25 protein-coding genes and 1 pseudogene are annotated in these 23,623 nt (G+C 59.5%); 16 read left to right on the top strand and 10 right to left on the bottom strand.

Going from position 1 to position 23,623, the window contains the following annotated elements:
- The first annotated feature begins 1 nt into the window (after nt 1).
- From phnL to L901_RS17345, 11 genes are all read left to right on the top strand, one after another.
- Nucleotides 2-709: a phosphonate C-P lyase system protein PhnL gene (gene phnL / locus L901_RS17395; RefSeq protein ID WP_059759108.1), complete on the top strand. Its 708-nt coding sequence runs from the start codon at nt 2-4 to the stop codon at nt 707-709.
- Nucleotides 706-1,323 (top strand): DapH/DapD/GlmU-related protein, encoded by a 618-nt coding sequence (locus L901_RS17390; RefSeq protein ID WP_059759107.1) that lies wholly within the window; start codon nt 706-708, stop codon nt 1,321-1,323. The genes phnL and L901_RS17390 overlap by 4 nt, the downstream gene beginning before the upstream one ends.
- Nucleotides 1,324-1,560: 237 nt before the next feature.
- Nucleotides 1,561-2,421 (top strand): phosphonate ABC transporter ATP-binding protein, encoded by an 861-nt coding sequence (phnC, locus tag L901_RS17385; RefSeq protein ID WP_059759106.1) that lies wholly within the window; start codon nt 1,561-1,563, stop codon nt 2,419-2,421.
- An 85-nt stretch (nt 2,422-2,506) separates the two neighbouring features.
- On the top strand, nt 2,507-3,412 hold the full coding sequence (phnD, locus tag L901_RS17380; protein ID WP_035264407.1) for a phosphonate ABC transporter substrate-binding protein: 906 nt from the start codon (nt 2,507-2,509) through the stop codon (nt 3,410-3,412).
- A gap of 70 nt (nt 3,413-3,482) precedes the next feature.
- The gene (gene phnE, locus L901_RS17375) at nt 3,483-4,469 is read left to right on the top strand and encodes a phosphonate ABC transporter, permease protein PhnE (protein ID WP_059759104.1); all 987 of its coding nucleotides are present in this window, start codon (nt 3,483-3,485) and stop codon (nt 4,467-4,469) included.
- Nucleotides 4,469-5,818 carry a phosphonate ABC transporter, permease protein PhnE gene (gene phnE / locus L901_RS17370; RefSeq protein WP_059759102.1) on the top strand — a complete coding sequence of 450 codons (1,350 nt, stop codon included), beginning with the start codon at nt 4,469-4,471 and terminating at the stop codon, nt 5,816-5,818. The genes phnE (L901_RS17375) and phnE (L901_RS17370) overlap by 1 nt, the downstream gene beginning before the upstream one ends.
- A 271-nt stretch (nt 5,819-6,089) precedes the next feature.
- On the top strand, nt 6,090-6,788 hold the full coding sequence (locus tag L901_RS17365; protein ID WP_183044111.1) for a DUF1045 domain-containing protein: 699 nt from the start codon (nt 6,090-6,092) through the stop codon (nt 6,786-6,788).
- Nucleotides 6,785-7,921, top strand: a complete 1,137-nt coding sequence (locus L901_RS17360) for an alpha-D-ribose 1-methylphosphonate 5-triphosphate diphosphatase (protein WP_059759100.1) — start codon at nt 6,785-6,787, stop codon at nt 7,919-7,921. Before L901_RS17365 ends, L901_RS17360 begins: the two co-directional genes overlap by 4 nt.
- Entirely contained in the window at nt 7,918-8,517 is a 600-nt protein-coding gene (gene phnN / locus L901_RS17355) for a phosphonate metabolism protein/1,5-bisphosphokinase (PRPP-forming) PhnN (RefSeq protein WP_059759099.1), read from the top strand. The genes L901_RS17360 and phnN overlap by 4 nt, the downstream gene beginning before the upstream one ends.
- An 87-nt stretch (nt 8,518-8,604) precedes the next feature.
- A complete protein-coding gene (locus L901_RS17350) occupies nt 8,605-9,645 on the top strand; it encodes an AraC family transcriptional regulator (protein ID WP_059759038.1) in 1,041 nt (346 codons plus the stop codon).
- A 463-nt stretch (nt 9,646-10,108) separates the two neighbouring features.
- Nucleotides 10,109-10,354: a LuxR C-terminal-related transcriptional regulator gene (locus tag L901_RS17345; protein WP_059759034.1), complete on the top strand. Its 246-nt coding sequence runs from the start codon at nt 10,109-10,111 to the stop codon at nt 10,352-10,354.
- A 213-nt stretch (nt 10,355-10,567) separates the two neighbouring features.
- Here the strand turns inward: L901_RS17345 and L901_RS17340 are convergent, their stop codons facing one another.
- The 8 genes from L901_RS17340 to L901_RS17305 all read right to left on the bottom strand — a co-directional run bounded on the left by L901_RS17340 (nt 10,568) and on the right by L901_RS17305 (nt 17,914).
- Nucleotides 10,568-11,557, bottom strand: coding sequence for an Ldh family oxidoreductase (locus L901_RS17340; RefSeq protein WP_059759032.1), 990 nt, complete (start codon nt 11,555-11,557; stop codon nt 10,568-10,570).
- 150 nt (nt 11,558-11,707) lie between these two features.
- Nucleotides 11,708-12,634 carry an energy transducer TonB gene (locus L901_RS17335; RefSeq protein ID WP_059759029.1) on the bottom strand — a complete coding sequence of 309 codons (927 nt, stop codon included), beginning with the start codon at nt 12,632-12,634 and terminating at the stop codon, nt 11,708-11,710.
- Nucleotides 12,631-13,107 (bottom strand): TonB system transport protein ExbD, encoded by a 477-nt coding sequence (exbD, locus tag L901_RS17330; protein WP_059759025.1) that lies wholly within the window; start codon nt 13,105-13,107, stop codon nt 12,631-12,633. Before exbD ends, L901_RS17335 begins: the two co-directional genes overlap by 4 nt.
- 6 nt (nt 13,108-13,113) lie before the next feature.
- Nucleotides 13,114-14,310: a tonB-system energizer ExbB gene (gene exbB / locus L901_RS17325; protein WP_059759022.1), complete on the bottom strand. Its 1,197-nt coding sequence runs from the start codon at nt 14,308-14,310 to the stop codon at nt 13,114-13,116.
- Nucleotides 14,311-14,503: 193 nt separating this feature from the next.
- On the bottom strand, nt 14,504-15,241 hold the full coding sequence (gene hutC / locus L901_RS17320; protein ID WP_059759019.1) for a histidine utilization repressor: 738 nt from the start codon (nt 15,239-15,241) through the stop codon (nt 14,504-14,506).
- 34 nt (nt 15,242-15,275) lie between these two features.
- Nucleotides 15,276-16,061, bottom strand: a complete 786-nt coding sequence (locus L901_RS17315; protein ID WP_059759016.1) for an ABC transporter ATP-binding protein — start codon at nt 16,059-16,061, stop codon at nt 15,276-15,278.
- Nucleotides 16,061-16,834, bottom strand: coding sequence for an ABC transporter permease (locus tag L901_RS17310; RefSeq protein WP_059759013.1), 774 nt, complete (start codon nt 16,832-16,834; stop codon nt 16,061-16,063). Before L901_RS17310 ends, L901_RS17315 begins: the two co-directional genes overlap by 1 nt.
- 138 nt (nt 16,835-16,972) lie before the next feature.
- Nucleotides 16,973-17,914 (bottom strand): ABC transporter substrate-binding protein, encoded by a 942-nt coding sequence (locus L901_RS17305; protein ID WP_020809180.1) that lies wholly within the window; start codon nt 17,912-17,914, stop codon nt 16,973-16,975.
- A 206-nt stretch (nt 17,915-18,120) separates the two neighbouring features.
- Here L901_RS17305 and L901_RS17300 point away from each other — a divergent pair, with 206 nt between their 5' ends.
- Nucleotides 18,121-18,831, top strand: a complete 711-nt coding sequence (locus tag L901_RS17300; RefSeq protein WP_003524382.1) for a YoaK family protein — start codon at nt 18,121-18,123, stop codon at nt 18,829-18,831.
- Nucleotides 18,832-18,843: 12 nt separating this feature from the next.
- On the opposite strand, the gene L901_RS17295 is transcribed toward L901_RS17300, so the two are convergent.
- On the bottom strand, nt 18,844-19,362 hold the full coding sequence (locus L901_RS17295; protein ID WP_003524381.1) for a hypothetical protein: 519 nt from the start codon (nt 19,360-19,362) through the stop codon (nt 18,844-18,846).
- A gap of 78 nt (nt 19,363-19,440) precedes the next feature.
- Between L901_RS17295 and L901_RS17290 the strand changes: the two are divergent.
- Nucleotides 19,441-20,078: pseudogene (locus tag L901_RS17290) on the top strand (trimeric intracellular cation channel family protein).
- Nucleotides 20,079-20,153: 75 nt separating this feature from the next.
- On the opposite strand, the gene irrA reads toward L901_RS17290, so the two are convergent.
- A complete protein-coding gene (irrA, locus tag L901_RS17285) occupies nt 20,154-20,573 on the bottom strand; it encodes an iron response transcriptional regulator IrrA (protein WP_003507276.1) in 420 nt (139 codons plus the stop codon).
- 317 nt (nt 20,574-20,890) lie between these two features.
- Here irrA and fabA point away from each other — a divergent pair, with 317 nt between their 5' ends.
- The 3 genes from fabA to fabI all read left to right on the top strand — a co-directional run bounded on the left by fabA (nt 20,891) and on the right by fabI (nt 23,518).
- Complete coding sequence (gene fabA / locus L901_RS17280) at nt 20,891-21,406, top strand: 3-hydroxyacyl-[acyl-carrier-protein] dehydratase FabA (protein WP_059759009.1); 516 nt, start codon at nt 20,891-20,893, stop codon at nt 21,404-21,406.
- Nucleotides 21,407-21,481: 75 nt separating this feature from the next.
- The gene (gene fabB, locus L901_RS17275; RefSeq protein ID WP_003524377.1) at nt 21,482-22,705 is read left to right on the top strand and encodes a beta-ketoacyl-ACP synthase I; all 1,224 of its coding nucleotides are present in this window, start codon (nt 21,482-21,484) and stop codon (nt 22,703-22,705) included.
- A gap of 6 nt (nt 22,706-22,711) precedes the next feature.
- Nucleotides 22,712-23,518, top strand: coding sequence for an enoyl-ACP reductase FabI (gene fabI, locus L901_RS17270; RefSeq protein WP_020812529.1), 807 nt, complete (start codon nt 22,712-22,714; stop codon nt 23,516-23,518).
- The last annotated feature ends 105 nt before the right edge of the window (nt 23,519-23,623 follow it).

Raw genomic sequence — 23,623 nt, 5'->3', positions numbered from 1 at the left:
CATGCCGACGCCTCTCATCGTTTCGGAAGTCTTCAAAAGCTTCACCATGCATCTTCGCGACGGCATCGAATTGCCTGTTGTCCGCGATGTCAATTTCTCCGTTTGCGGCGGCGAATGTGTCGTGCTCGGCGGTCCCTCCGGCATCGGCAAAAGCTCGATCCTGAAAATGCTCTATGGCAACTACGCCATCGACAGCGGGCAGATTCTCATCCGTCATGAGGGCCAGGTCGTCGATATCGGCAACGCCTCGCCGCGCACGATCCTCGATATCCGTCACCGCACCATCGGTTATGTCAGCCAGTTCCTGCGCACCGTGCCGCGTGTCGCTGCCATAGATGTCGTCGCCGAACCGCTTCTGGCACGCAAGGTTGCAGCCGATGAAGCCCGTGAACACGCAGCCATGCTGCTTTCGAAGCTCAACCTGCCGCGGGAACTATGGTCACTCCCCCCGGCGACCTTTTCTGGCGGCGAACAGCAGCGCGTGAATATCGCGCGCGGTTTCATCACCGACCATGCGATCCTGCTTCTGGACGAGCCGACGGCCTCGCTCGACGCCCTTAACCGGCGTGTCGTCGTCGATATGATCGTCGAGAAAAAACAGAAGGGCACGGCACTGCTCGGCATTTTCCATGACGAGGAGGTGCGGGAAGCCGTGGCCGACCGCATTCTGGACGTCTCACAGTTTTCTCCCAGAAAGGCAGCGGCATGAGCGTCAAGGTCGGTCTGGAACCGGTCATCCATGAGACCGCCCGTGTCAGCAACTCCGCGATCGGCCGCTATACCGAAATTTCGGAACGCTGCCGCATCGAGGAGGTCGAGATGGGCGACTACTCCTATGTCATGCAGGATGGCGCGATCTGGTGCGCCACCATCGGCAAATTCGTCAACATCGCCGCCTCCGTCCGCATCAACGCCACCAATCACCCGATGCAGCGGGCGACGCTGCACCACTTCACCTATCGTGCCCACAACTATTGGGACGATGCGGAGGATGAGACGGACTTCTTTACCGCCCGCCGCGCCAAACGCGTCGTCATCGGCCACGATGTATGGATCGGCCATGGTGCGACAATCCTGCCCGGTGTCACGGTCGGAAACGGCGCGGTGATCGGGGCGGGTGCAGTCGTCTCAAAAGACGTCGCGCCCTATACCATCGTCGGCGGCGTGCCCGCCCGGCTGATCCGGCAACGCTTCCCGGCGGAACTGGGCCGGCAAATGGATAATCTGAAATGGTGGGACTGGGACCACGCTACATTGCGCGTCGCTCTCGAGGATTTCCGTAATCTGGACGCCGAGGATTTCGTCGCGAAATATGGCGGATGAAATCTCCCTCTGCCGAACACCTGCAAATCCCGGGGCAAAACCCCGGGATTTTTGTTTATGCGATCAAAAAAGACACGCGGACTTGAACGGTCCAAGATTCCTCCCGAAAGCTTTGTCGGCGAACAGGCGGATGCGAAATCCGTGAAATCTGTAATATTTTATTCATCAAACTGACATCCACACTTCACGCACCGCTGTTACGCCGAACCCCGTCAAAAAAGAAGATTGGACGGGGAAATGAGCTTTCACCTGAAGCAAGTCACGCGCCGCTTTGGCAACCACACTGCGGTCGATTCCGTGAATGTCGAAATTCCGCAGGGCCAGATGGTTGGCGTTATCGGACGCTCGGGTGCGGGAAAATCGACGCTGCTGCGCATGATCAACCGCCTCGTCGATCCGTCCTCGGGTTCCATCCATTTCAACGACACGGAAGTTTCGGCGCTGAAGGGCGCGGCGCTTCGCAGCTGGCAGCGCGACTGCGCCATGATTTTCCAGCAGTTCAATCTGGTGCCGCGCCTCGATGTGCTCACCAATGTCATGCTCGGTCGCCTCAACCACCGTTCAACGGCGCTCAGCCTGTTCAACATCTTCACCAATGACGAGCGCCTGATGGCCATCGCCGCCCTGGAAAGGCTTGGCATCGAGCATGTGGCCATGCAGGCTGCCGGCACGCTTTCCGGCGGTCAGCAGCAGCGCGTCGCCATCGCCCGCGCCCTGATGCAGTCTCCGAAGATGGTTCTGGCCGATGAGCCGATCGCTTCCCTCGACCCGCTGAACGCCAAGATCGTGATGGACGCGCTGCGCGACATCAACGAACGCGAAGGCATTACGGTTATTACCAACCTGCATACGCTGGATACGGCGCGCAATTATTGCGAACGCATCATCGGCATGTCTCAGGGCCGGGTCGTCTTCGACGGAACCCCTACTGAGCTGACGGCCGCGGCCGTCACGGAGATTTACGGAACCGATTCTCAAGGGTCCGGCATCGACGAGACCATGACCTCGACCAGCATCAATATTCCCGGCGCGCAGCTTCCTGCGCGTCCGGTGCACCAATCTGCCGGCCCCGAACCGCTCGCTCTCGCCGGGCTCTGAGGAACCGCTCAGCATCGTTTGCGCCCGCGTCAAGGGCCGATACTTCACAACAAACTCCGGCTCGCCGGGAAACAGGAGAAAGTCCATGTTGAAGAAAGTCCTTCTTTCGGCAGTCGCGCTTGGCGTTCTGGCCGGTTCCGCCATGGCTCAGGACGTCAAGGTTCTGCGCATCGGTCTCGACGGCTCCGAAAACGAAGCCGACCAGATCCGCAACACCAAGTGCGTTGCCGATGGCCTGAAGGCCGCGACCGGCGTTGCCGAAGTTCAGGTTTTCCCGTCGCCGGACTATAACGGCGTCATCCAGGGTCTTCTCGGCGGCACCATCGACATCGCTTCCATGGGCGCGTCCTCCTACGCCAAGATCGCGCTGGCCGACCCCAAGGCTGTCGACCCGATTCTGACCTATACGGGTTCTGACGGCTCCAGCGGTTATTACACCATCATGGTTGCCCGCAAGGACAGCGGCATCAAGAAGCTGGCCGATGCCAAGGGTAAGAAGATCGGCTTCGCCGACCCGGATTCCACCTCCGGCTTCCTCGTTCCGAACGTGGCGATCCCGAAGGAAACCGGCACGCCGATCAAGGAATATTTCTCTGAAACCGGCTTCGGCGGCGGCCATGAGAACCTCGTTCTCGCCGTTCTCGACAAGAAGTTCGACGTTGGCACCACCTTCGGTTCGGGCGTCGGCAAGTGGGAAGAAGGCTACTCGGGCGGCAACCTTCACCAGATGGTCAAGAAGGGCAACCTCGATATGGACGATATCGTCGAAGTCTGGAAGTCGCCGCTGATCCCGAACGGCCCGCTGATGGTCACCAACAAGCTCGGCGACAGCATGAAGCAGAAGGTTGAAGACTACTTCATGGAACTGCCCAAGAAGGACCTCGCCTGCTTCCAGGCCTACACGCAGGGCAAGAACACCGCCTACATCAAGGTCGATCCGTCCTTCTACCAGACGATCATCGACGCCCGTAAGTCCGTTATCGGCGGCTGATCCTCAGATCATATCCGGAAGCGGCGGTGCCTTGCGGCACCGCCGCTTTTGCCAATAAAGGAAAAGCGGCATGGCGACCACACTGCACCATGGTACCCTCTCGCCCGAGGGATTGAGCGCATCGTCCCAGACGGTCATGCGTCACTATCAACAGCAGCTTGCGACACGGCGAATCTATACCGTCATTTCGCTCGTGATCTTTCTCGTCATCCTCGCCGCCTCGCTGAATTTCGCCAATGCGGCCAATTCGGGCAAGTTCTTCGAGCGTCTGCCCTACTTTTTCGACTTCATGAAAACCTTCGTGCCCGATAGTCCGCTGGAAATCTTCCGCGCGATGTTCGACCTGCCGTCGCCCTATGCGGATGGCTCGCTGAAATACAATTATGTCGCGGACCGCGTTTACATCACCGACGGTTTCTACATACCGCACTTCATCTATCAGCTGATTATCACGCTCAATATTGCGCTGGTCTCGACAATCATCGGCACGGGTTTTGCTTTCGTGCTCTGCTTCTTCGCCTCTACCAACCTTGTCGGCGCCGGCCTCGTGCGCTGGGTGGTGCGCCGGGTGATGGAAGTGCTGCGCGCTTTTCCGGAAATCGTCGTCGCCGGGTTGCTCACCGCCATCCTGTCGATCGGCCCGATCGCCGCGATCATCGCGATTTCGGTCCACACGATCGGCGCTCTGGGCAAGCTGTTCTTCGAAGTGGTGGAAAATGCCGATATGAAGCCCGATGAAGGCCTGCGCGCCGCCGGCGCCAACTGGCTGGAGCGGGTGCGTTTCGCCATCGTGCCGCAGGTTCTGCCCAATTTCGTGTCCTATGCGCTGCTGCGCGCCGAAATCAACGTGCGCGCCTCCACCATCATCGGTGCCGTGGGCGGCGGCGGCATCGGCGAGGTCTTCCGGCTTTCGATCGGTAACGACCACGCCTCCAAGACCTATGCTATCATCATCCTTCTGCTGATCACCATCATCGCCGTCGACCAGTTTTCCAGCTGGCTGCGTCGCAGGCTGATCGGCCATCAATCCTTCGAATTCGGACGGGGAGCGGCCTGATGTCGACCAGCTTCATTCTCAACACCGCCGACCGCGAGAGGCTGACGGCCGCGCATCCGCAAGTGTTCAATCGCAGTTTCATGCAGCGATATGGCCTGCTGGCCGGCATCCTCATCGTCTTCGCCTATCTCGTCGCCTGCTTTTTCTTCTTCAATGTCGGGCCGGCTTTCATGCAGGGCCGGTGGGATCGCGCCTCGAGCTATATTCAGGACTGGTATTCCTGGCGCGCCCAGCCGCGCCTGCGTTTCGAAGACGGAAAGGTGGAGCCGCAATGGTCCAGCCGCGGGCAATATCCGGTTGATGCAAAGATCGACTGGCTGCAGCCCCTGCCGGGTGGCGGCTACAGCGTCGTTTATGCGGGCATGGAAAACCGCCTCGACGTGACCCCGACCCGGGTGGATGTCTATGTCGACGGCAAGAATTATCCCGTCATCATCAATGGAGAACAGGCCCGGGTATCCGACGAGGTGCCGCAGGAAATCCAGCAGGACGGCAACAAGGTTCTCGTGCATTTTGGTTTTGCCGGTCAGGCGGAAATCCGCACCAGCCAGGTCTATGTCCAGCGTCGGTTCCTCGGATGGGCGAATTTCCTGTTCGACACCAAATCGGAATTCTGGGGCAAGGGTTATGGTGAACTCGCCGCTCTCGCGCTGTGGGGAGAAAGGCTCGATCCCGAGCGCTCCAATATCGGCCATATGGTGGATGATTTCCTCGACAACAGCGTCTGGCAGCATGCCGATATTCTTTCCAAGCTGATGCAGACGCTTGTCATGGCCTTTGTGGGCACGCTGTTCGGCACGCTCGTTGCCCTGCCGCTCGCCTTCATCGCCGCGCGCAACATCACCGCCAACAGGGCCGCAAATTGGGGCATGAAGCGGCTGTTCGACTTCCTGCGTTCCATCGACATGCTGATCTGGGCGCTGTTCTTCACCCGCAGCTTCGGCCCCGGACCGATCCCCGGCATTGCCGCGATCTTCTTCACCGACACCGGAGCGCTCGGCAAGGTCTATGCCGAGGCGCTGGAAAATGTCGATGACAAGCAGCGCGAAGGCGTCAAATCGGTCGGCGCTTCCCCGATTGCCGTCAACCGCTTCGGTGTGCTGCCGCAGGTCCTGCCGGTCTTCATTTCACAGTCACTCTATTTCTGGGAAAGCAACACCCGCTCCGCCACCATCATCGGCGCGGTGGGCGCGGGCGGCATCGGTCTGAAACTGCTGGAGGCGATGGGCACCAATGCCGACTGGGACAAGGTCGCCTATATGGTCCTGCTTATCCTCTTCGTCGTTTTCCTGTTCGACCACATCTCCAATTCGCTGCGTTCACGCCTGATCGGCAAAACACAACACTAGGTCTGAAGGGATGAAATGGCGAACGTCGTAATGATGTTCGTCATCTCCGCCGGACACTCGCGCAGTCCCGATTTATGCCGGCCGTATCCCGTCATCATCTCTGCCTGTGTCTTCAGCACATTCGGAAGCTTGCCGCATTTCCAATGCGCTTTTTTCCCTCGGCATCATCATTCTGTCACGGAAACCAATTACCTCGCACTCCTGACCTTGCGGGAAGCCGGCGAGTCACGCCAAATAGCTTCTCATCCTTGGTCTCCCATGACACTGAAGAGTGCTTGCCGTGCGCTATGCTATCTATTTTTCTCCGGCTAAAGATCACCCGCTGACTGAGGCGGCGTCACGCTGGCTGGGCCGCGACGCATTTTCCGGCACGCTGCATGACGACCACGACGACTATGCCGACATGACGGAGGAGCCACGCCGCTATGGTTTCCACGCGACCCTGAAGGCTCCTTTCGAGCTTGCCGAAAAATACAGCGAGGCGGAGCTGCTCACGGCCTTCGAAGATTTCGCGGCCAGCCAGTCCACCTTCGAAATTCCGCGTGTCGTCGTCGGTGCACTCGGGCCGTTTTTCGCACTGATCCCGGACCGCACTTATCAGCCGCTGCAGGATTTTGCCGCCGAGATCGTCGATCATTTCGACCGGTTTCGCGCGCCCCTGTCAGAGACCGATATTGCCCGTCGGCGGCCACAGATGCTGACGGAGAGCCAACGGCAAAATCTGTCTCTCTGGGGCTATCCGCATGTCATGGATGATTTCCGTTTTCACATGACGCTGACCGGCCGCATCGATGAGAGCGAGCAGCCCGCCATGCACGAGGTGCTTTCGGCGCGGTTTTCCGAATTCACCGATCGACCTCTCAGCATTTCCGGCCTCGCCTTGTTCATTGAAGAAACGCGCGGCGCGCCCTTTACCGTTCATAGCTGGCACCCCCTTGGCCAGCCACCAAAGAAAGATGCGACCCCATGACCGAGCACGCCCTTTCCAATGCCCGTATCGTTCTGGAAGACGATATTATTCTGGGCTCCGTCCTGATCCGTGACGGCAAGATCGCCGATATCAGCGAAGGTGCCTCCAAAACCGGCGAAGACCTCGAAGGTGATTATTTGATCCCGGGTCTGGTGGAACTGCATACCGACCATCTTGAGCAGCATTATTCGCCGCGCCCCGGCGTGATCTGGGACAAGATCGCCGCCGTTCAGGCCCATGACGCCCAGGTGGCCGCCTCCGGCATCACCACCGTATTCGACTGCCTGCGGCTCGGTTCGGATGAAGACGGTGGCTTCAAGAAGGGTGAAATGCGCGAAATGGCTGACGCCATCGAGGCCGCGGCGGATCAGAACCGCCTTCGTTCGGATCACCTGCTGCATCTGCGCTGTGAAGTCGCCTCCTCGGATGTGCTGGAACATTTCGAAGACTTCGAAACCGATCCGCGCGTGCGGCTGATTTCCCTGATGGACCACTCCCCGGGGCAGCGCCAGTTCCAGTCGATGGATCAGTATATCTTTTACTACCAGAAGAAGCGTGGGCTGAGCGACGAGGCTTTCGCCGAGTTCGTGCGGCGTCGGCAGGCGGCGTCGGCGGAATATTCCGCCAAGCACCGCGATTATCTGGCCGCCCGCTGCGCCGAGCGCGGCATTACGGTCGCGAGCCATGACGACGCCACCGAAGCGCATGTCGGCGAGGCTATCGGCCACGGCGTGAAACTGGCGGAATTCCCCACCAGCGTCGAAGCCGCAAAAGCCTCGCATAGCGCCGGCATGAGCGTGCTGATGGGCGCGCCGAACATCGTTCGCGGCAAGTCCCATTCCGGCAACATCGCCGCCCGCGACCTCGCGGAGATCGGCGTGCTGGATGTTCTTTCTTCCGATTACGTGCCCTTCAGCCTGCTCTTCGCGCCATTCCTGCTTGCCGATCAGGTAGAAGCCATCAGCCTGCCGGAGGCGCTGCGCATGGTCACCACCACGCCGGCGCGCACCGTCGGCCTTCTCGATCGCGGTCGTATCGCGACGGGATTACGGGCCGATCTGGTCCGGGTTCACCGCGAGGATGGTGTGCCGGTCGCCCGTTCCGTCTGGCGTCAGGGCAAGCGCGTGGCATGACCGATGATGGGCAGGATAGCCGGCGCGCGGCATCGCCCGGCACGATGATCGTGATTGTCGGCCCGAGCGGGGCCGGCAAGGACACGCTGATGGACTACGCCGCAGCGCGACTGTGCGGACGGCCGGGCTTTCACTTCACCCGCCGCGTCATTACCCGCAGCGGCGATGCGGGGGGTGAAAACCACGATGCCGTTTCGATGCACGAGTTCAACCGGCTGGAAGATGAGGGCGCCTTCGCGGTGTCCTGGCAGGCGCATGGGTTAAAATATGGCATCCCGGCCGCTGTCTATCGTCACCTCAATGCGGGAGATGTGGTCATCGCCAACGGTTCGCGTTCCGCCCTGCCGCATTTCGGCACCGCCTTTTCCCGTCTTAAGGTCGTGAACATCGTTGCGCGGCCGGATGTGCTGGCAAGGCGGCTGGAGCAGCGCGGGCGGGAAAGCCGGGACGATATTCTCCGGCGGCTGGAACGCAGCTCGTTGACGGTCGTTGGAGATTTCGACGTTACGACCGTCGATAATAGCGGCGCTATCGAAGATGCCGGCCACGCCATCATGCAGGTGCTGGAGCAAAGCGCAGACACCGACCGCACTTAAAATCCCGGAGCCGGGCTGCTCGACAAACGCCCTCTCAAGGCTTACCATCAGGCGACAATTTCCAAACATGGTACGCCAAGGCGAGGGATGCCCGAGAAGAGGGTCAGTGACGAGATAAGTGTGGTGGCCGGTCTGGCTGCCGGCGTCAGCAATTATGCCCGGTCACGGGGCATCGATATCGCACCGATCTGCAAGGCTCTGGACATTGATCCAGCCATATTCAGCAGCCTGACGGAACGCATCAGCCTCGATAGATTTTCACGCCTGCTCGAAACCTGCGCACTGATTTCCGGCGACGACGCCTTCGGTTTGCAATGCGCCTCCACCTTTCCAGCGGGTGCATCCGGCGCGTTCGGATATGGGCTGATCAGCGCACCGACGGTAAGGGCGTTCCTGCGTTTTCTTCAGGACCATGTCTATTACGCGACCAACAACAGCAATTTCACCATGGTAACGGATGCCACGCAGGTAACCCTGTCATGGTCCTTCGCGCCGGTTATCGCCAAACGCGATCAATATGTGGATTTGTCGCTCGCCGTCCTGGTACAACGTCTCCGTGATATTCTCGGAGATCGTATCAACCAGATCGAGATCGGTCTGGAGCGGCCGAAACCGAATAATATTCAGCTATTTAAAGAAAGAATGACCAGGCGCGTCAGTTTTTCCCAGCCCATCCATACCATGCGTCTGCCGATATCGCTTCTCGATGTGGTCAATCCGAATGCGGATGAGCGGCTGTTCGAGCTGATGAACCTGCAGTGCCGCATGTTGCGACCGGAAACATCGGCGGACGCGACCCATTTCATTGACCAGGTGAAGCGGTACATGCAGATGCGGCTCTCGGATGCCGAGCTTTCGCTCGGCGAGATCGCTCCCTATTTCAACCTGTCGGAGCGGAGTTTTCAACGGCGGCTCGCAGAGCTCGGCACCAATCTCAACGAGATAAAGGACGCCATTCGCAAAAATGCCGGTTTCAAACTCCTCGTGGAAAGCGATCTTCCGGTATCCGACATCAGTTACAGGCTTGGCTATTCGACACCCGGTGCGTTTTCGCGTTCCGTCTCCCGCTGGTTCGGGGCAACACCGACCGACATTCGCAAGAAACACGCGCATCATTCCGCCGGATGATACATGTTGACGGCATCAATATTTCGAAATGACGCATTAAATTTGAGAAATATGTCGGCGCTCATCGCGTTGTGTGCCGAAACATAACAATAAAACGAAAAACTTGGCGCGAGATGTTATTCTATCGGCGTGGCACATCGCCTATTAGAGCGCCGCATATCCTTCGGGTGTGACGAAAATATTCCAGAGCTTTGAAGCTGCATTTCGCGCCAGACCAATTGTGGTCCTTGGCGATATCGGTGTCGCAGTTCCTTTCAATGCCCAGAATAGTGCGTCCGCACCGGGATCGGCTGGCTGCGAAAGCAGCCCTTATTGCATAATTACCGATGCCCGATGAAACCTATTGGCGAAATTAGCGTTTCTGTTCGCGTATAGACAGAGCGGTAAATGAGCTGGTTTCGGGAAATGAATCATTGACTGATCGTGCCCCGGGAAGGCCAATCTCTTTTAAGGCTGAAAGAAAATGTCTTCAAATACGCCGCATGAACATCGCCAGACGCGTGAAATCATCCTTTCGGAGCGTGAGCGGCATTATCTGGGGCTGGTCGCGCGAGGCAAGCATCCGTCCCACATCGCCTTGATAACCGGCGCGGACGAAGCGGACGTGAAGGACACTCTTGAAAGGGTGCGCCACAGACTGGGTGCGGCCAATCTGCTGAATGCCGTCAGCATCGCCCTGCTGCGCGGCCTGATCGAACAGGACGCATAGTCGCCACCTGATCATCCAAGCTTACGCGAAACGTCCCCTCCCGTAAGCTGAAAACCGAATGAGCGGCTTTCTGCGTCAAAATCCTTCCATATCAATGGCGGGATGGCGGACCAAAAGCGGGCTGGACATGATGTCCGGCCCTATCGACGCAAAGCAGCCATTTACGGTTTGCCCGGCGGGTCATAGTCGACCCGCCGGGTTTTTATTATCAGGTCAGAGCGATTGAATTTCGGCCAGAATATCGCTTTCGATCACGATGCCGCTTTCCAGCGCCTGCTTGCGAATCCCCTGGCTGCGGCGGCCGGGCAGACGCACATTTTCCTGCTTTTCTATCTCGCCGGCGATGAGCCCCAGCCGCTCGGTAAAGGCCGCACCACCTGACGATACCGGGTCTATGGCGATGATCGTGTGGCCGAGAGAGGGCGGCGCTCCCTTGTCGTCGAGAAGGGAAGAAGCCTCGAATGCGAAGTTTCCGCCGGTAATCGCAGCGGCCATGATCTCTACCATCAATGCCAGCGCAGCGCCTTTGGCCTCGCCTGCGGGCACCATGGTTCCCTCTATGGCCTCTTCGGGATCGGTCGTCGGCCGGCCGTTTCGGTCGAGCGCCCAGTCGCCGGGGATGGTTTCACCCTTCTGGCGAGCCGCCATGATCTTTCCGCGCGCGACCTTGGAGAGCGCGAGATCGATGACCAGCGGATCGGCGCCGCTGACGGGGGTGGCGAAGGCGATTGGATTGGTTCCATAAAGCGGTTTGCTGCCGCCCCAGGGCGCCATGGATGCCGGGGCGTTGGCGAACATGAGCGCGACAAAACCCATTTCGGCGAGGCGTTCGACGGTCAGCGCCATGACACCCGCATGATGAGAGCGGTGGATTGCAGCAAGCGCAATGCCCTGCTGCCGGACCATGTCCGGCAATTCCTCAAGGGCGCAATCGATCGCCGGATAGGCATAGCCGTGATTGGCATCGACCGAGAGCACGCCCGGCTTCACGCGGGTCGCCACCGGACGCGCCTTGCCGTCGACCTTTCCAACCCGCGCCTGCCGGACATAAACGGGGATGCGGCGAAAACCGTGACCGCCTTGGCCGGCCGCCTCGGAGGCGACGAGCGCCTTTGCCACCGAACGGGCGTTTTGCGGCAGAACGCCGTTGCGCTCAAAGATAGAGGATACGAGATCCTCCGCCTCTGCGATTGAGAATTTCATGATTTTCGTGATTCCTGTTGGCTTGCATGCGATGGGACGGATTGGTCCTACTTTGCGGTATACGGCCGCTGCAAATCAACATGGAAAATAAACCGGGCATCCCATCCTCTCCAGAGTCGGGATGCCCTTATGCGGTCGGGCTGCCTCACCCTACTTGAAAAGAATCGGCAGGGTAAAACTCGTATTTGCGCCTGGCGGCGGCGGCGAGACGGACGCTCTTTGTATGACGGCCAGAAGCTTCTGATCCATCGCCGAGTCACCGGTGGATGAAATAATCCTCGCACCGCCGACGGAACCACCGCTGTCTATCTTGAATGAAACCGTAATGGTCATCCCCGATTTTCCAGCCGAACGCACCAGTCGCCGCTGCATCGCCGAGCGCACTTTCGCACCCCAATCGGCATTTGACATGGACGAGGACGAGAAGGAGCCGGCATTGCTGCGCGATGCCGCCGTCCGGTCGGACTGCTGAGCTTCAGCCTTCGCCGTTTCACGCAGTTCCGATGCCTGCTGCGGTTTGGGACGCTGGCGCTCGACCTTCTTTTTCTCTTCCGGCTCTTTCTTTTCCACCTTCTTTTCGACGGGCGGCGGCGGAGGACGCATGACGGGCAGAGGAACCTCGACATTTTCGAGTTCCGCCATCATCTGCTCCTGAACGGGGTCGACCGGCTCCACGGGTTCGGGAATTTCCTGCGGCTCGACGATCTCCTCGACCGGCGGTTCGGGCGGCTGCACCGGCTCTGGCGGCGGCGGCGTTTCCGCAACCGGCTCCGGTGGCGGCGGCTCTTCCGGGGCAGCTTCCTCCACCGGTTCGCTGCTGTCGCTCTTCACCTCTTCGGCGTCTTCGACATCCTGCTCGGGTGTCGTTTCTTCGGTCTTGACGGCCTCCGGTATCGCCGCCATTTCGATCATGATAGCGGCAGGCGGCGGCCCGCCGGCATCCAGCTCCTCGGGCTCCTGCATCAGATAATAGGCAAAACCGGCGTGAACGCCCAGCATGAGCAGCGCCGCGGCCGACCACAGCGTCACTTCCCCGATACGGGAATGCCGGGCCTGCGGGTAGCCGTTTTCAGTCATGGCGCGGTTCCCGGCGCTGCAGGTTGGCCAGCGGCAGCGGGCTGCGCTACGGCAGCCGCGTTTTCCAGCCCTACGAGGGCGATCTTCAGATAACCGGCATCTCTCAGCAGGTTCATGATTTCCATGAAGTGGCCGTAGTCGACGGCCTTGTCGGCGCGCAGGAAAATGCGCGTATCCTTCTTGCCGCCCGTCTGCCGGTCGATGGCAGCCGCCAGTGCTTCGCGGGCAACCGCATCATTGCCGAGATTGAGCGAGAGGTCGTCCTTGACCGTCAGATAAAGCGGCTCCTCCGGGCGTTCTGCCGGCTTTGCGGTGGATGCGGGCAGATCGACATTCACATCGACGGTGGCGAGCGGTGCCGCCACCATGAAGATGATGAGCAGAACCAGCATCACGTCGATGAAGGGCGTTACATTGATCTCGTGGTTTTCGGAGAGGTCGTCTCCGCTATTTTCGCGAATACCGCCAGCCATGGCCGATCACCGTCCAACCAGCGATACTGCCGGCTTGCTGGTGCTGCCCGGCGGAATACGGCGGAAATCGAGGTCGCGGCTGACGAGGCGTTCCACACCGGCTGCGGCATCCGCCAGCAGATGGCGGTAACCGGTGATGGAGCGGGCGAAGACGTTGTAGATCACCACAGCCGGAATAGCGGCGACAAGGCCGATGGCGGTGGCGAGCAGCGCCTCGGCAATGCCCGGCGCGACGACGGCAAGATTGGTCGTCTGTGATTCCGAAATGCTGATGAAGGAGTTCATGATGCCCCAGACGGTGCCGAACAGGCCGACGAAGGGAGCAGTGGAACCGATGGTCGCCAGAACACCCGTTCCGCGCGACATGCGGCGACCCGCATGGGTTTCGATACGCGACAGCGCCGAAGAGACACGCTCCTTGATACCGCCGCCATCCGTGTGTTCGACCACCGCATCGGAAAGCTGCATTTCGTGGGTTGCCATGCGCAACATCAGTGCTGCCGGCCCGCCCTTCTTTTCGACGGCCTCGGTGGCCTCGGTCAGGGTTTTTGCCCTGCGAATGACCTTGAGCGTCGAGCCGGCGCGCACCCGCGCACCTGCAAGCTCGATAGACTTCGCGACCCAGACCGTCCACGTGACCAGAGATGCGAAGGCAAGGCCGATCATGACACCCTTCACGACCCAGTCGGCCGCCATGAACATGCCCCAGGGAGAAAGGTTGTGCGGGATATCCGCACGATGTTCGGCGCTCGCGGGCTCGGTGCTGACAGGCTCTATCGGGGTCGCGGCTTCATTCGGCGCGGTCGTCTGGCCCGTCTGTGCGGGTTGCTCGGTCTGCGTCGGCTGCGGCGCCAGGCTTTCGGTGCCCGGTGCGGTATTCGTCGCGGGCTGAGCGGGTGCAGGCTGGACCGGTGCGGGCTGAGTTGACTGAGGCTGCGAGGGTGCGGTGGCAGCAGGCTGTTCCGGTGCAGTCGCGGAAGGCTGGACGGGCGCGGCGGCCGGAGCGCTCGGCGTTGCAGGAGTTGCCGGCTGAACCGCTTCCGTTTGCGGTGCGGGCTGTATCTGGGTTTCCGGTGCCGTCTGAGCGAAAACCGCGCCGGCACTCAAGCCGGCCAGCAAGGTGACAGTCATGGCAAGGGAGAGATGCCTTGTCGTGTTTGCCTTGTTGAAGGATGCGGAAGAAGTTGAGGTCTCAGCTGACATAATTTTTATCCCGGATTTCCGTCGATGAACTCATCCGCAGATTGACCGGTTCCTGAAAACCGGGGTCATGAACGGATACCGTCGTGAAAGCTTGACGTTCCGATAATAAACCTGAGTTCTTTTGACAACTATTATATTGTCAAAAGACGACCCGTAAACTCTTCTTTACAAAAAATTGACCGATCGAAGGCCTTCAGCTGTTCTGCGAGGGCGAAAACTGCGCAATGAGAGCATGACGGTCACCGGGATAGGTGACACGGACACGGGTAATATAATCCGCCCCATGCCAGGTCCGCCGATCAATGACCAGACAGGCAGCACCGGAATCAATACCGAGCGCCGCCGCATTTTTACGGTCGGCGGAAACGGCGCTGATACGATGTTCGGCCGCACTCCAGGGCACCATTTTCAGCAGCCATGTCCCCGGCCCGATCTGTGAAAAATCCGCGGCTTCCGCCTCCGGAACGGCGGTGACATTGATGATGCGTTCCTCAAGGCAAAAGGGAACGCCACCGGCGAAGTGCGTGCAGGTGAGTTCCAGGACCGGGGCCTCGGCGGCAAGCGCCATGGCCGCGCCGTCTTCTTCCCCCGCAGGGCGCAGCCGTCGTTTGTCGAGACGGTAACCGTAGACCAGACCCAGCGCCTGCACCTCCCGCTCGATATCGTGGATTTCCAGAACGGCGGATTGCGCATGGGGCTGGCGAACGAAGGTGCCGAGACGGCGGCGTCTTTCGATGAGTCCGCGCTGCACCAGCTCGCCGAGAGCCTTGTTCACCGTCATGCGCGAACAGGCATATTGCCGGGTCATCTCGTGTTCGAAGGGAATACGATAACCCGGCGGCCATTCGCCCGACATGATGTGGCGCTCGACATCATTGCGAATGCGCTCGTGCAGCGATTTTTCCTGAAGATCGGCGCCTGTGCTCCTCATCCCTATGCTTTTATCCTCCCCTTTGCCGGATCAACTATCCATGGGCAGCGGCGGCAATCGCCTCGCTGCGGATTTCCTCCGTAAGCTTGGCGCGCAGCTCAGAAAATTCCGGGCTGGCCTTGACGGTGTAGTGACGCGGATGCGGCAGGTCGACCGGCGTGATCGACTTGATGCGACCCGGCCTTGCAGACATGGTCACCACACGCGACGCCATGAAGACCGCCTCTTCGATATCGTGTGTGACGAAAATGACCGTCTTCTGCTCCCGCTCCCATATACCGAGCAGCAGTTCCTGCATCAGCCCGCGCGTCTGGTTATCGAGAGCGCCGAAAGGCTCATCGAGCAGCAGGATTTTCGGGCCGTTGGCCAGGGCGCGGGCAATGGCCGTTCTTTGCTGCATGCCGCCGGAGAGTTGTTTCGGCCAATGGTTCTCGAAACCGCGCAGGCCGACCTTGTCGATATAGCTGTCGACGATCTCCCATTTTTCCTTCTCGGCGACCCCGCGTTCACGCAGGCCGAAGGCGACGTTTTCGCGGATCGTCAGCCAGGGAAACAGCGTATAGGACTGGAACACCATGCCGCGATCCGCCCCCGGCCCCGTTACCGCCCTGCCGGACAGCAGCACTTCGCCCGTCGTTGGGCGGTCGAGACCGGCGATGATGCGCAGCAAGGTCGATTTTCCGCATCCCGATGGGCCGAGTATGGTGACGAAATCATTGCGGGGGATTTCCAGATCGGTGGGCTGGAGGGCCACCGTCGGCTGCCCGCCCTGCACACCCGGAAAGGTGCGACTGACGCCCTTGATAACGAGTTCGCTCATCAGGCAAGCCTCCAGGCGAAAAGCTTCCGGTTCAGTGACTTGAACGCGAAGTCCGAAATAAGACCGATAATGCCGATGACGATGATGCCGAAGATGATCTGCCCGGTCGCCATCAGCGCCTGGCTGTTGATGATCATATAGCCGATGCCCGAGGAGGCGCCGATCAGTTCAGCGACAATGACATAGGTCCAGGCCCAGCCGAGAACGAGACGGAGGATTTCCGCAATATCGGGCGCATTGGCGGGAATGAGAACACGCCGCACAACGCCCCGGTCCTTCGCACCAAGCGTATAGGCGGCCTCCACCAGATCACGCCGCGTGCCGGCGACAGCCACGGCCACCATCAGGATGATCTGGAACACCGCGCCGATGAAGATCACCAGCAGCTTCTGCATCTCGCCGATGCCGGCCCAGAGAATGAGGAGCGGCACGAAGGCGGAAGCCGGCAGATAGCGCGCGAAGGAGACGAAGGGCTCAAGCAGCGCCTCGATGGGCTTATAGGCCCCCATGGCGATGCCGACCGGCACGGCAATGAGCGATGCCAACACGAAACCGCCGACCACGCGCCAGATCGTCATGCCGATATCGCTGGCAAAACCCTGATCGGTGAGCAGGTAGATGCCATCCTTCAGCATGGTGATGGGGTCGGCCAGAAAGGTCGGCGATACGAAACCGCCCAGCGTGGCAAAGCCCCAGGCGGAAAAAAACAGCACGAAGAACAGGATGCCGAGAGCAATTCTCGTGCTGTTCCTTATGGGTTGAAGAGGTTGCATCTGTCGCCTGTCCGGAAAACCGGCGCGGCACCTTCGCCGCGCCATCAGAACGCCGTGCGCGTTTCGTGACGCACAATCGACGCACTCACTTGTCTTTGGCTGCAATATTCCCTGCAGGGAATGCGGCCGCCTTTTCTGTTACTTGATGAAGGACGTATCCGCGAGGGTCGAAAGATCGGGTTTCGACTTTATCACGCCGATTTCCAGCAGCAGGTCCGCCGATTTTTCCGAGAATGCCTTGAATTCACCCTCGAAAAACTTCTGGTTGGCGGCCTTATCCTGCCATTCGAGGAACTTTGCCGAAGCGGCAAAGGCCTCGCCGGTCTGCTTCACATCCGCCCCCATCGTCGCATAGGACTTTTCGGGATCGGCCTTGATGAGCTCGAGGGCCTGGAAATAGCTGTCCGCCAGGGCTTTCGCCGCCTGCGGATTGGCCTTCAGGAAATCCGGGGTGCAACCGAACGTATCCATGACGGCGGGATAATCCAGCGTCGTGGCGAGGATTTTGCCCTTGTCGGGGGCGGCGCGGACAGTGGACAGATAGGGCTCATAGGTCATGGCCGCATCATTTTGACCGGCAACGAATGCCTGCGCGGCCGGTCCCGGCTCAAGGTTGACGACCTTGACATCCTTCAGGGTGAGGCCGTTTTCCTTGAGGATCCAGGCAAGGAAGAAATAAGGGGAAGTGCCCGGCGCGGAAGCGGCAACCGTCTTGCCTTTCAGGTCCGCGACCTTGGCAACATCACTGCGCACCGCAATGCCATCCGCGCCATGCGACTTGTCCATCTGGAAAATCTGGGTGGATTTCACGCCATTGGCATTCCACGCGATCCATGTTTCCACCGTGGTGGCGGCGCACTGAATGTCACCGGAAGCAAGGGCCAGATGGCGGCTCGCCTGCGGGATTTTCTTGATATCGACTTTCAGACCGTTCTTTTCGAAAATGCCGGCCTGTTTGGCGAGCGTCAGCGGCGCAAAACCGGTCCAGCCGGACATGCCAATCGTCACCGACGTCTCGGCATAGGCGGAAGCGGATGAAAAGAGCGCGGCGACTGTGGCGAGAACCCATGTTTTCTTCATGATCTGAACCCCTTTTGATTTATTTTTGTGCGATGCAGTTTATCGCTTTATTTGAGGCATGGTAGGCAGGGATTTTATATTTGTCTAGACAAAATAGAAGCTTCCGAAGGCCTCCAGAAAGATTGCAAATACACCATCCGGCATTCTAGACATAGGATAACACGGCCCCGCGCACAGGCCCGCCGTTTTTCCATATCGAGCTTTCCATGACCAGACAAAGACGTCGCAGTATCATCAGGGCAAGGCGAACCGGAACCGGAATTGCGCTGGTTGCCGCCATTTCCTTCATCGCGGGCATGACGGATGCGGTGGGCCTGCATATTTCAGGTGACTTCGTGTCCTTCATGACCGGCAACACCACGCGCGCCGCAGTCTCGATGGAGGCTGGCCTCTATTCCCATGCCGCGAAACTGCTTTTCGCAATCGTTGCCTTCGTGGCGGGCAATGCCGGCGGCATCGTGGTGGCGCATAAGTTCGACCGGCGCATCTTCGCCGTTCTGATGGCGGTGGGATTGCTGGTAACAATTGCCGCGCTGCTCGGCGGCGAGACTTCCGCTCTTGCGCAATTTTATCTCGTCGTTTTCGCCATGGGCATGGTCAACGCCGCCGTTGAGCACATTGAGGGACTGCCAATCGGGCTTACCTATGTGACCGGCGCGCTTTCCCGCTTCGGCCGCGGCATCGGCCGTTTTCTTCTCGGCGAACGAAGCCTCGACTGGGGCATTCAGATCGTACCATGGCTTGGCATGATATGCGGCGCGATCTGCGGCGCCGTTCTCGCCGCCACCTTGCAATCGAATGCCCTTTGGGTGGTTGCGGCCACGGTTTTCGCCGTCGCCATCGCCACCTTCATCATCCCGCGCTCGCTTCGCCAGCGCTACAATCAAAGGGTCAAAATCCGGCGGATTACACCCTGAAAATCGTCGCCGTCACTTTCGCGAGATGGTGACGAATTTCGTGCCGCGCACCCGCACCGTCATCAGGCAGGGTTCCTTGTCTGTACGCTCGCAATAACGCGGATGCATCTTCAGCACAAAAACCATGTTGCCGAAGCGCTTGATGAAATCATAGTCGTAAATCCGGGCCGTCGCGATCATCAGATAACCGCCCTCTTTCACCTGGACATAGAAATTATAGGGGCATCCCTCGTCGTCGCAGCTGCGGCCCTTTTCGCCATCACAATCGAGAACGCCGTGATTGACGACGGCGTCCATCAGCCCGTCATTGTTGATATCCAGCCGCGTGACGAAATCGTCGCCGAAGGCCGCCACCTTGCACTCGTTGCGGAAATGGTCCTTCTCGTAGATCTCGGGATCGTTCACCAGTTGCTGCTGCGCCGAGAGCGCCACCGGAAACATCAAGAGAACCAGCGCCTGAAGAGCGGCAACGAGAGCGATTCGCACGGCATTTTCCTTTGCATCCGTTTCGGTTATGGATGTTGCGATCATCCGGGCGGCCAGCCTAGAGTTTAGTGCTTGCGCGACACTGACGTGTTCGCAGCCTGTGTTTCCGGGGGGAACCTTTTCATGACGCTTCTGGGTTTTCTCGACTATGCCGGCGTCGCCATCTTTGCCGCAACCGGCGCGCTCGCCGCCTCGCGCAAGCAGCTCGACCTGATCGGCTTCCTGTTTTTCGCCGCCGCAACCGGCATCGGCGGCGGCACGGTGCGCGATCTGGTGCTTGGCAGGACGCCGGTATTCTGGGTGGTGAACCCGACCTATATCCTCGTCTGCGTCTCGGTCGCGGTGCTGCTGTTCTTCACCGCGCATCTGTTCGAATCCCGTTACCGCGTACTGATCTGGCTCGATGCACTCGGCCTCTCCGCTTATTGCGTCATGGGAGCAGCCAAGGGGCTTGCCGCCAGCGGCTCCGCAACCGTCGCCATCGTCACCGGCGTTCTGACGGCCACGTTCGGTGGTGTGTTGCGCGATATTCTTGCCGGCGAACGTCCGTGCTGTTGCGGCCGGAAATCTACATCACCTGCGCTCTCCTGGGCTCCTCCACCTTCATTGTCGTCTATTTCCTCGGCGCACCGCTTTATGCCGCATCAGCCGCAGGCGTCCTTACGGCCTTCGCCGTCCGATCCGGCGCTCTGGTCTTCGGCTGGACTTTTCCGCCCTATAAGGCAAAGCCCGGCAGGCGGCCGGAAGATGTCATGAAGTGACATATAGAAATGACCGCCGAAAACAGAAATGGCGCCCGTGAGCGCCATTTTCATGTCTGTTGTCGGACTGAAGCCTCATCCGCGCTTGCGGCGAAGGCGGATGACCACGTCCACATGGGCGATTTCCATGCCCTCGGGCGCTTCCGGCAAATTGTCGATCTGGAGGTTATTGACGGGAATATCGAGAACCTCGTTCTCGCCCTCCACGAAGAAGTGGTGGTGATCCGAGACGTTGGTGTCGAAATAGGTGCGGGCGCCTTCCACGGCGAGAACACGGATGAGGCCGGCTTCGGTGAACTGGTGCAGCGTATTGTAGACCGTGGCGAGAGAAACGGGCACGCCGGCGGTGACCGCCTCATCGTGCAGTTCCTCGACCGTCAGATGGCGATCGCCCTTTGCGAAAAGCAGATCGCCCAAAGCCACACGCTGCCGCGTGGGGCGCAGCCCCGAGCGCCGCAACCTCGTTCCGATATCCAATGTGGCGTCAAATGCCATGCAATCCCATTCCAAACAGAGGTATGAAACTTACCAATTGCATTAGCATATATCTTTTGCGGCGAGTGCTTTCAATAGTTTCGGCGTGGCTTAGGCGCGGCAAATGGCGGCAAACCGGCCATTCCTGCAAATTTCCTCTGGTTCCAGCCGTACGGTTCCTGTATGCGGACGGCATATTGAGGTAATGACTTCTGCGAAGAAGGTTCGAAGACAAAGAATGTGGGCAGAGCGGCCTCTGCCCTTGCAGCGCTTCATTTTGAACCTAACTTGCTCTAGTGAAGTCGATCAACACCAGTAATTGGGGAAGTGAAAGCGGTATGGCAACGAGGCAATCAAGTTACAATTACGAGGAGATCCTGTCCTGCGGTCGCGGCGAATTGTTCGGCCCGGGAAATGCGCAGCTCCCATTGCCCCCCATGCTCATGGTCCATCGCGTTACCGAAATTTCCGAAACCGGCGGCGCCTTCGACAAGGGTTTCATCCGCGCCGAATACGATGTCAGCCCCGACGACTGGTATTTCCCCTGCCACTTCCAGGGCAACCCGATCATGCCGGGGTGCCTCGGCCTTGACGGCATGTGGCAGCTGACCGGCTTCTTCCTCGGCTGGCTGGGCGAAGAAGGCCGCGGCATGGCGCTTTCCACCGGCGAAGTGAAGTTCAAGGGCATGGTTCGCCCTCACACCAAGCTCCTTCAATATGGTATTGATTTCAAGCGCGTGATGCGCGGCCGTCTGGTGCTCGGAACCGCCGACGGCTGGCTCAAGGCGGATGGCGAAACCATTTATCAGGCGACGGACCTGCGCGTAGGCCTGTCGAAGGAAAAGGCTGCCTGAGGCAGACGGAATAGTCCTGACAAACGCCGGGCGGCTTCGGTCGTCCAGCCGAAATCTTAAGAAAAGGTCCCTTTCATGAGACGAGTTGTTGTCACCGGCCTCGGTATTGTTTCTTCCATCGGCGGTGATGCCGCTGAAGTCACCGCATCGCTGCGCAATGCCAAATCCGGCATTTCATTTTCGCCGGATTTTGCCGAACACGGTTTCAAATGCCAGGTCTGGGGTAAGCCGTCTCTCGACCCGACCGATCTGGTCGACCGCCGCGCCATGCGCTTCCTGTCGCAGGGCGGCGCGTGGAACCATGTCGCGATGAAGCAGGCAATCGCAGATTCCGGTCTCGAAGAGAGCGACATCAGCGGCAATGAGCGCACCGGCATCATCATGGGTTCGGGCGGTCCTTCCACCCGCACCATCGTCGAGGCAGCCGATATTACGCTGAAGAACAACAGCCCGAAGCGCATCGGCCCCTTTGCCGTGCCGAAGGCCATGTCCTCCACCGCCTCCGCGACGCTTGCCACCTGGTTCAAGATCCATGGCGTCAACTATTCCATCTCGTCGGCCTGCTCCACCTCGGCGCACTGCATCGGCAACGCCGCCGAAATGATCCAGTGGGGCAAGCAGGACGTGATGTTTGCGGGCGGCCATGAGGATCTCGACTGGTCCATGTCCAACCTCTTCGACGCCATGGGCGCCATGTCGTCCAAATACAACGAGACGCCGAGCGTCGCCTCGCGCGCCTATGACGTCAACCGCGACGGTTTCGTGATTGCCGGCGGTGCGGGCGTGCTGGTTCTCGAAGAGCTGGAACATGCAAAGGCGCGCGGCGCCAAGATTTACGCCGAGATCGTCGGTTACGGCGCGACCTCGGACGGTTACGACATGGTGGCTCCTTCCGGTGAGGGCGCAATCCGCTGCATGCGTCAGGCCCTTTCCACCGTGAAGGGCGACATCGACTACATCAATACCCACGGCACCTCGACGCCGGTTGGCGACAGCAAGGAAATCGGCGCGATCCGGGAAGTCTTTGGCGACAAAATCCCGCATATCCAGTCGACCAAGTCGCTCACCGGCCATTCGCTGGGTGCGGCCGGCGTGCAGGAATCGATCTACGGCCTGTTGATGATGCAGGAACGCTTCATCGGCGAAAGCGCGCATATTTCCGAACTCGATCCCGAATTTGCGGGCGTTCCGATCGTTCGCAGCCGCATCGACAACGCCAAGATCGACACTATCCTTTCCAACTCCTTCGGCTTCGGCGGCACCAACGCCACGCTCGTCTTCCAGCGTCATAACGGATAATTGCCCATGAACGGCATCATGCAGGGTAAACGCGGCCTCATCATGGGCGTCGCAAACAATCATTCCATCGCCTGGGGTATCTCCAAGGCGCTTGCGGCACAGGGCGCGGAACTGGCCTTCACCTATCAGGGTGAAGCGCTCGGCAAGCGTGTGAAACCGCTCGCCGCCGAACTCGGATCCGATTTCATCGTGCCTTGCGATGTCGAGGATATCGCGTCGGTCGACGCCTTGTTCGCGACGATCCGCGAAAAATGGGGCTCGCTGGATTTCATCGTCCACGCTATCGGCTTTTCCGACAAGAACGAGCTGAAGGGCCTCTACGCGGATACGACGCGCGAGAATTTCAGCCGCACCATGGTCATTTCCTGTTTCTCCTTCACGGAAATCGCCAAGCGCGCCGCCGAACTGATGACCAATGGCGGCTCCATGCTGACGCTGACCTATAATGGTTCGCAGCGCGTCATTCCGAACTACAACGTCATGGGCGTCGCCAAGGCGGCTCTTGAAGCGTCTGTGCGCTATCTCGCCGCCGATTACGGCCCGCGCGATATTCGCGTCAACGCCATTTCGGCCGGCCCGGTCCGCACGCTGGCAGGCGCCGGCATCTCGGATGCGCGGGCGATCTACGCATGGAACCAGAAAAACGCACCGCTTCGGCGGACGGCGGATATCGACGATATCGGCGGATCGGCGCTTTACCTGCTGTCCAATCTGTCGCGCGGCGTAACCGGCGAATGCCATTATGTGGACTGTGGTTATAACATCACCTCCACACCCACGCTGGAGGTTCTCTCCAAGGCGGATGCGGAATAAGCGCCCCGTTTTCAACTTCGACAAAAGCCCGGCCATGTGCCGGGCTTTTTATATTGTGGGTCGTATCAATTTCGGAAATCACTAAAGTATAATTTATTGGAGTAA

Source organism: Agrobacterium sp. D14 (assembly GCF_001526505.1).
Classification (GTDB): domain Bacteria; phylum Pseudomonadota; class Alphaproteobacteria; order Rhizobiales; family Rhizobiaceae; genus Agrobacterium; species Agrobacterium leguminum.
The sequence above is the reverse complement of the archived record's forward strand: the minus strand, read 5'-3'. Positions and strand labels throughout refer to the sequence as shown.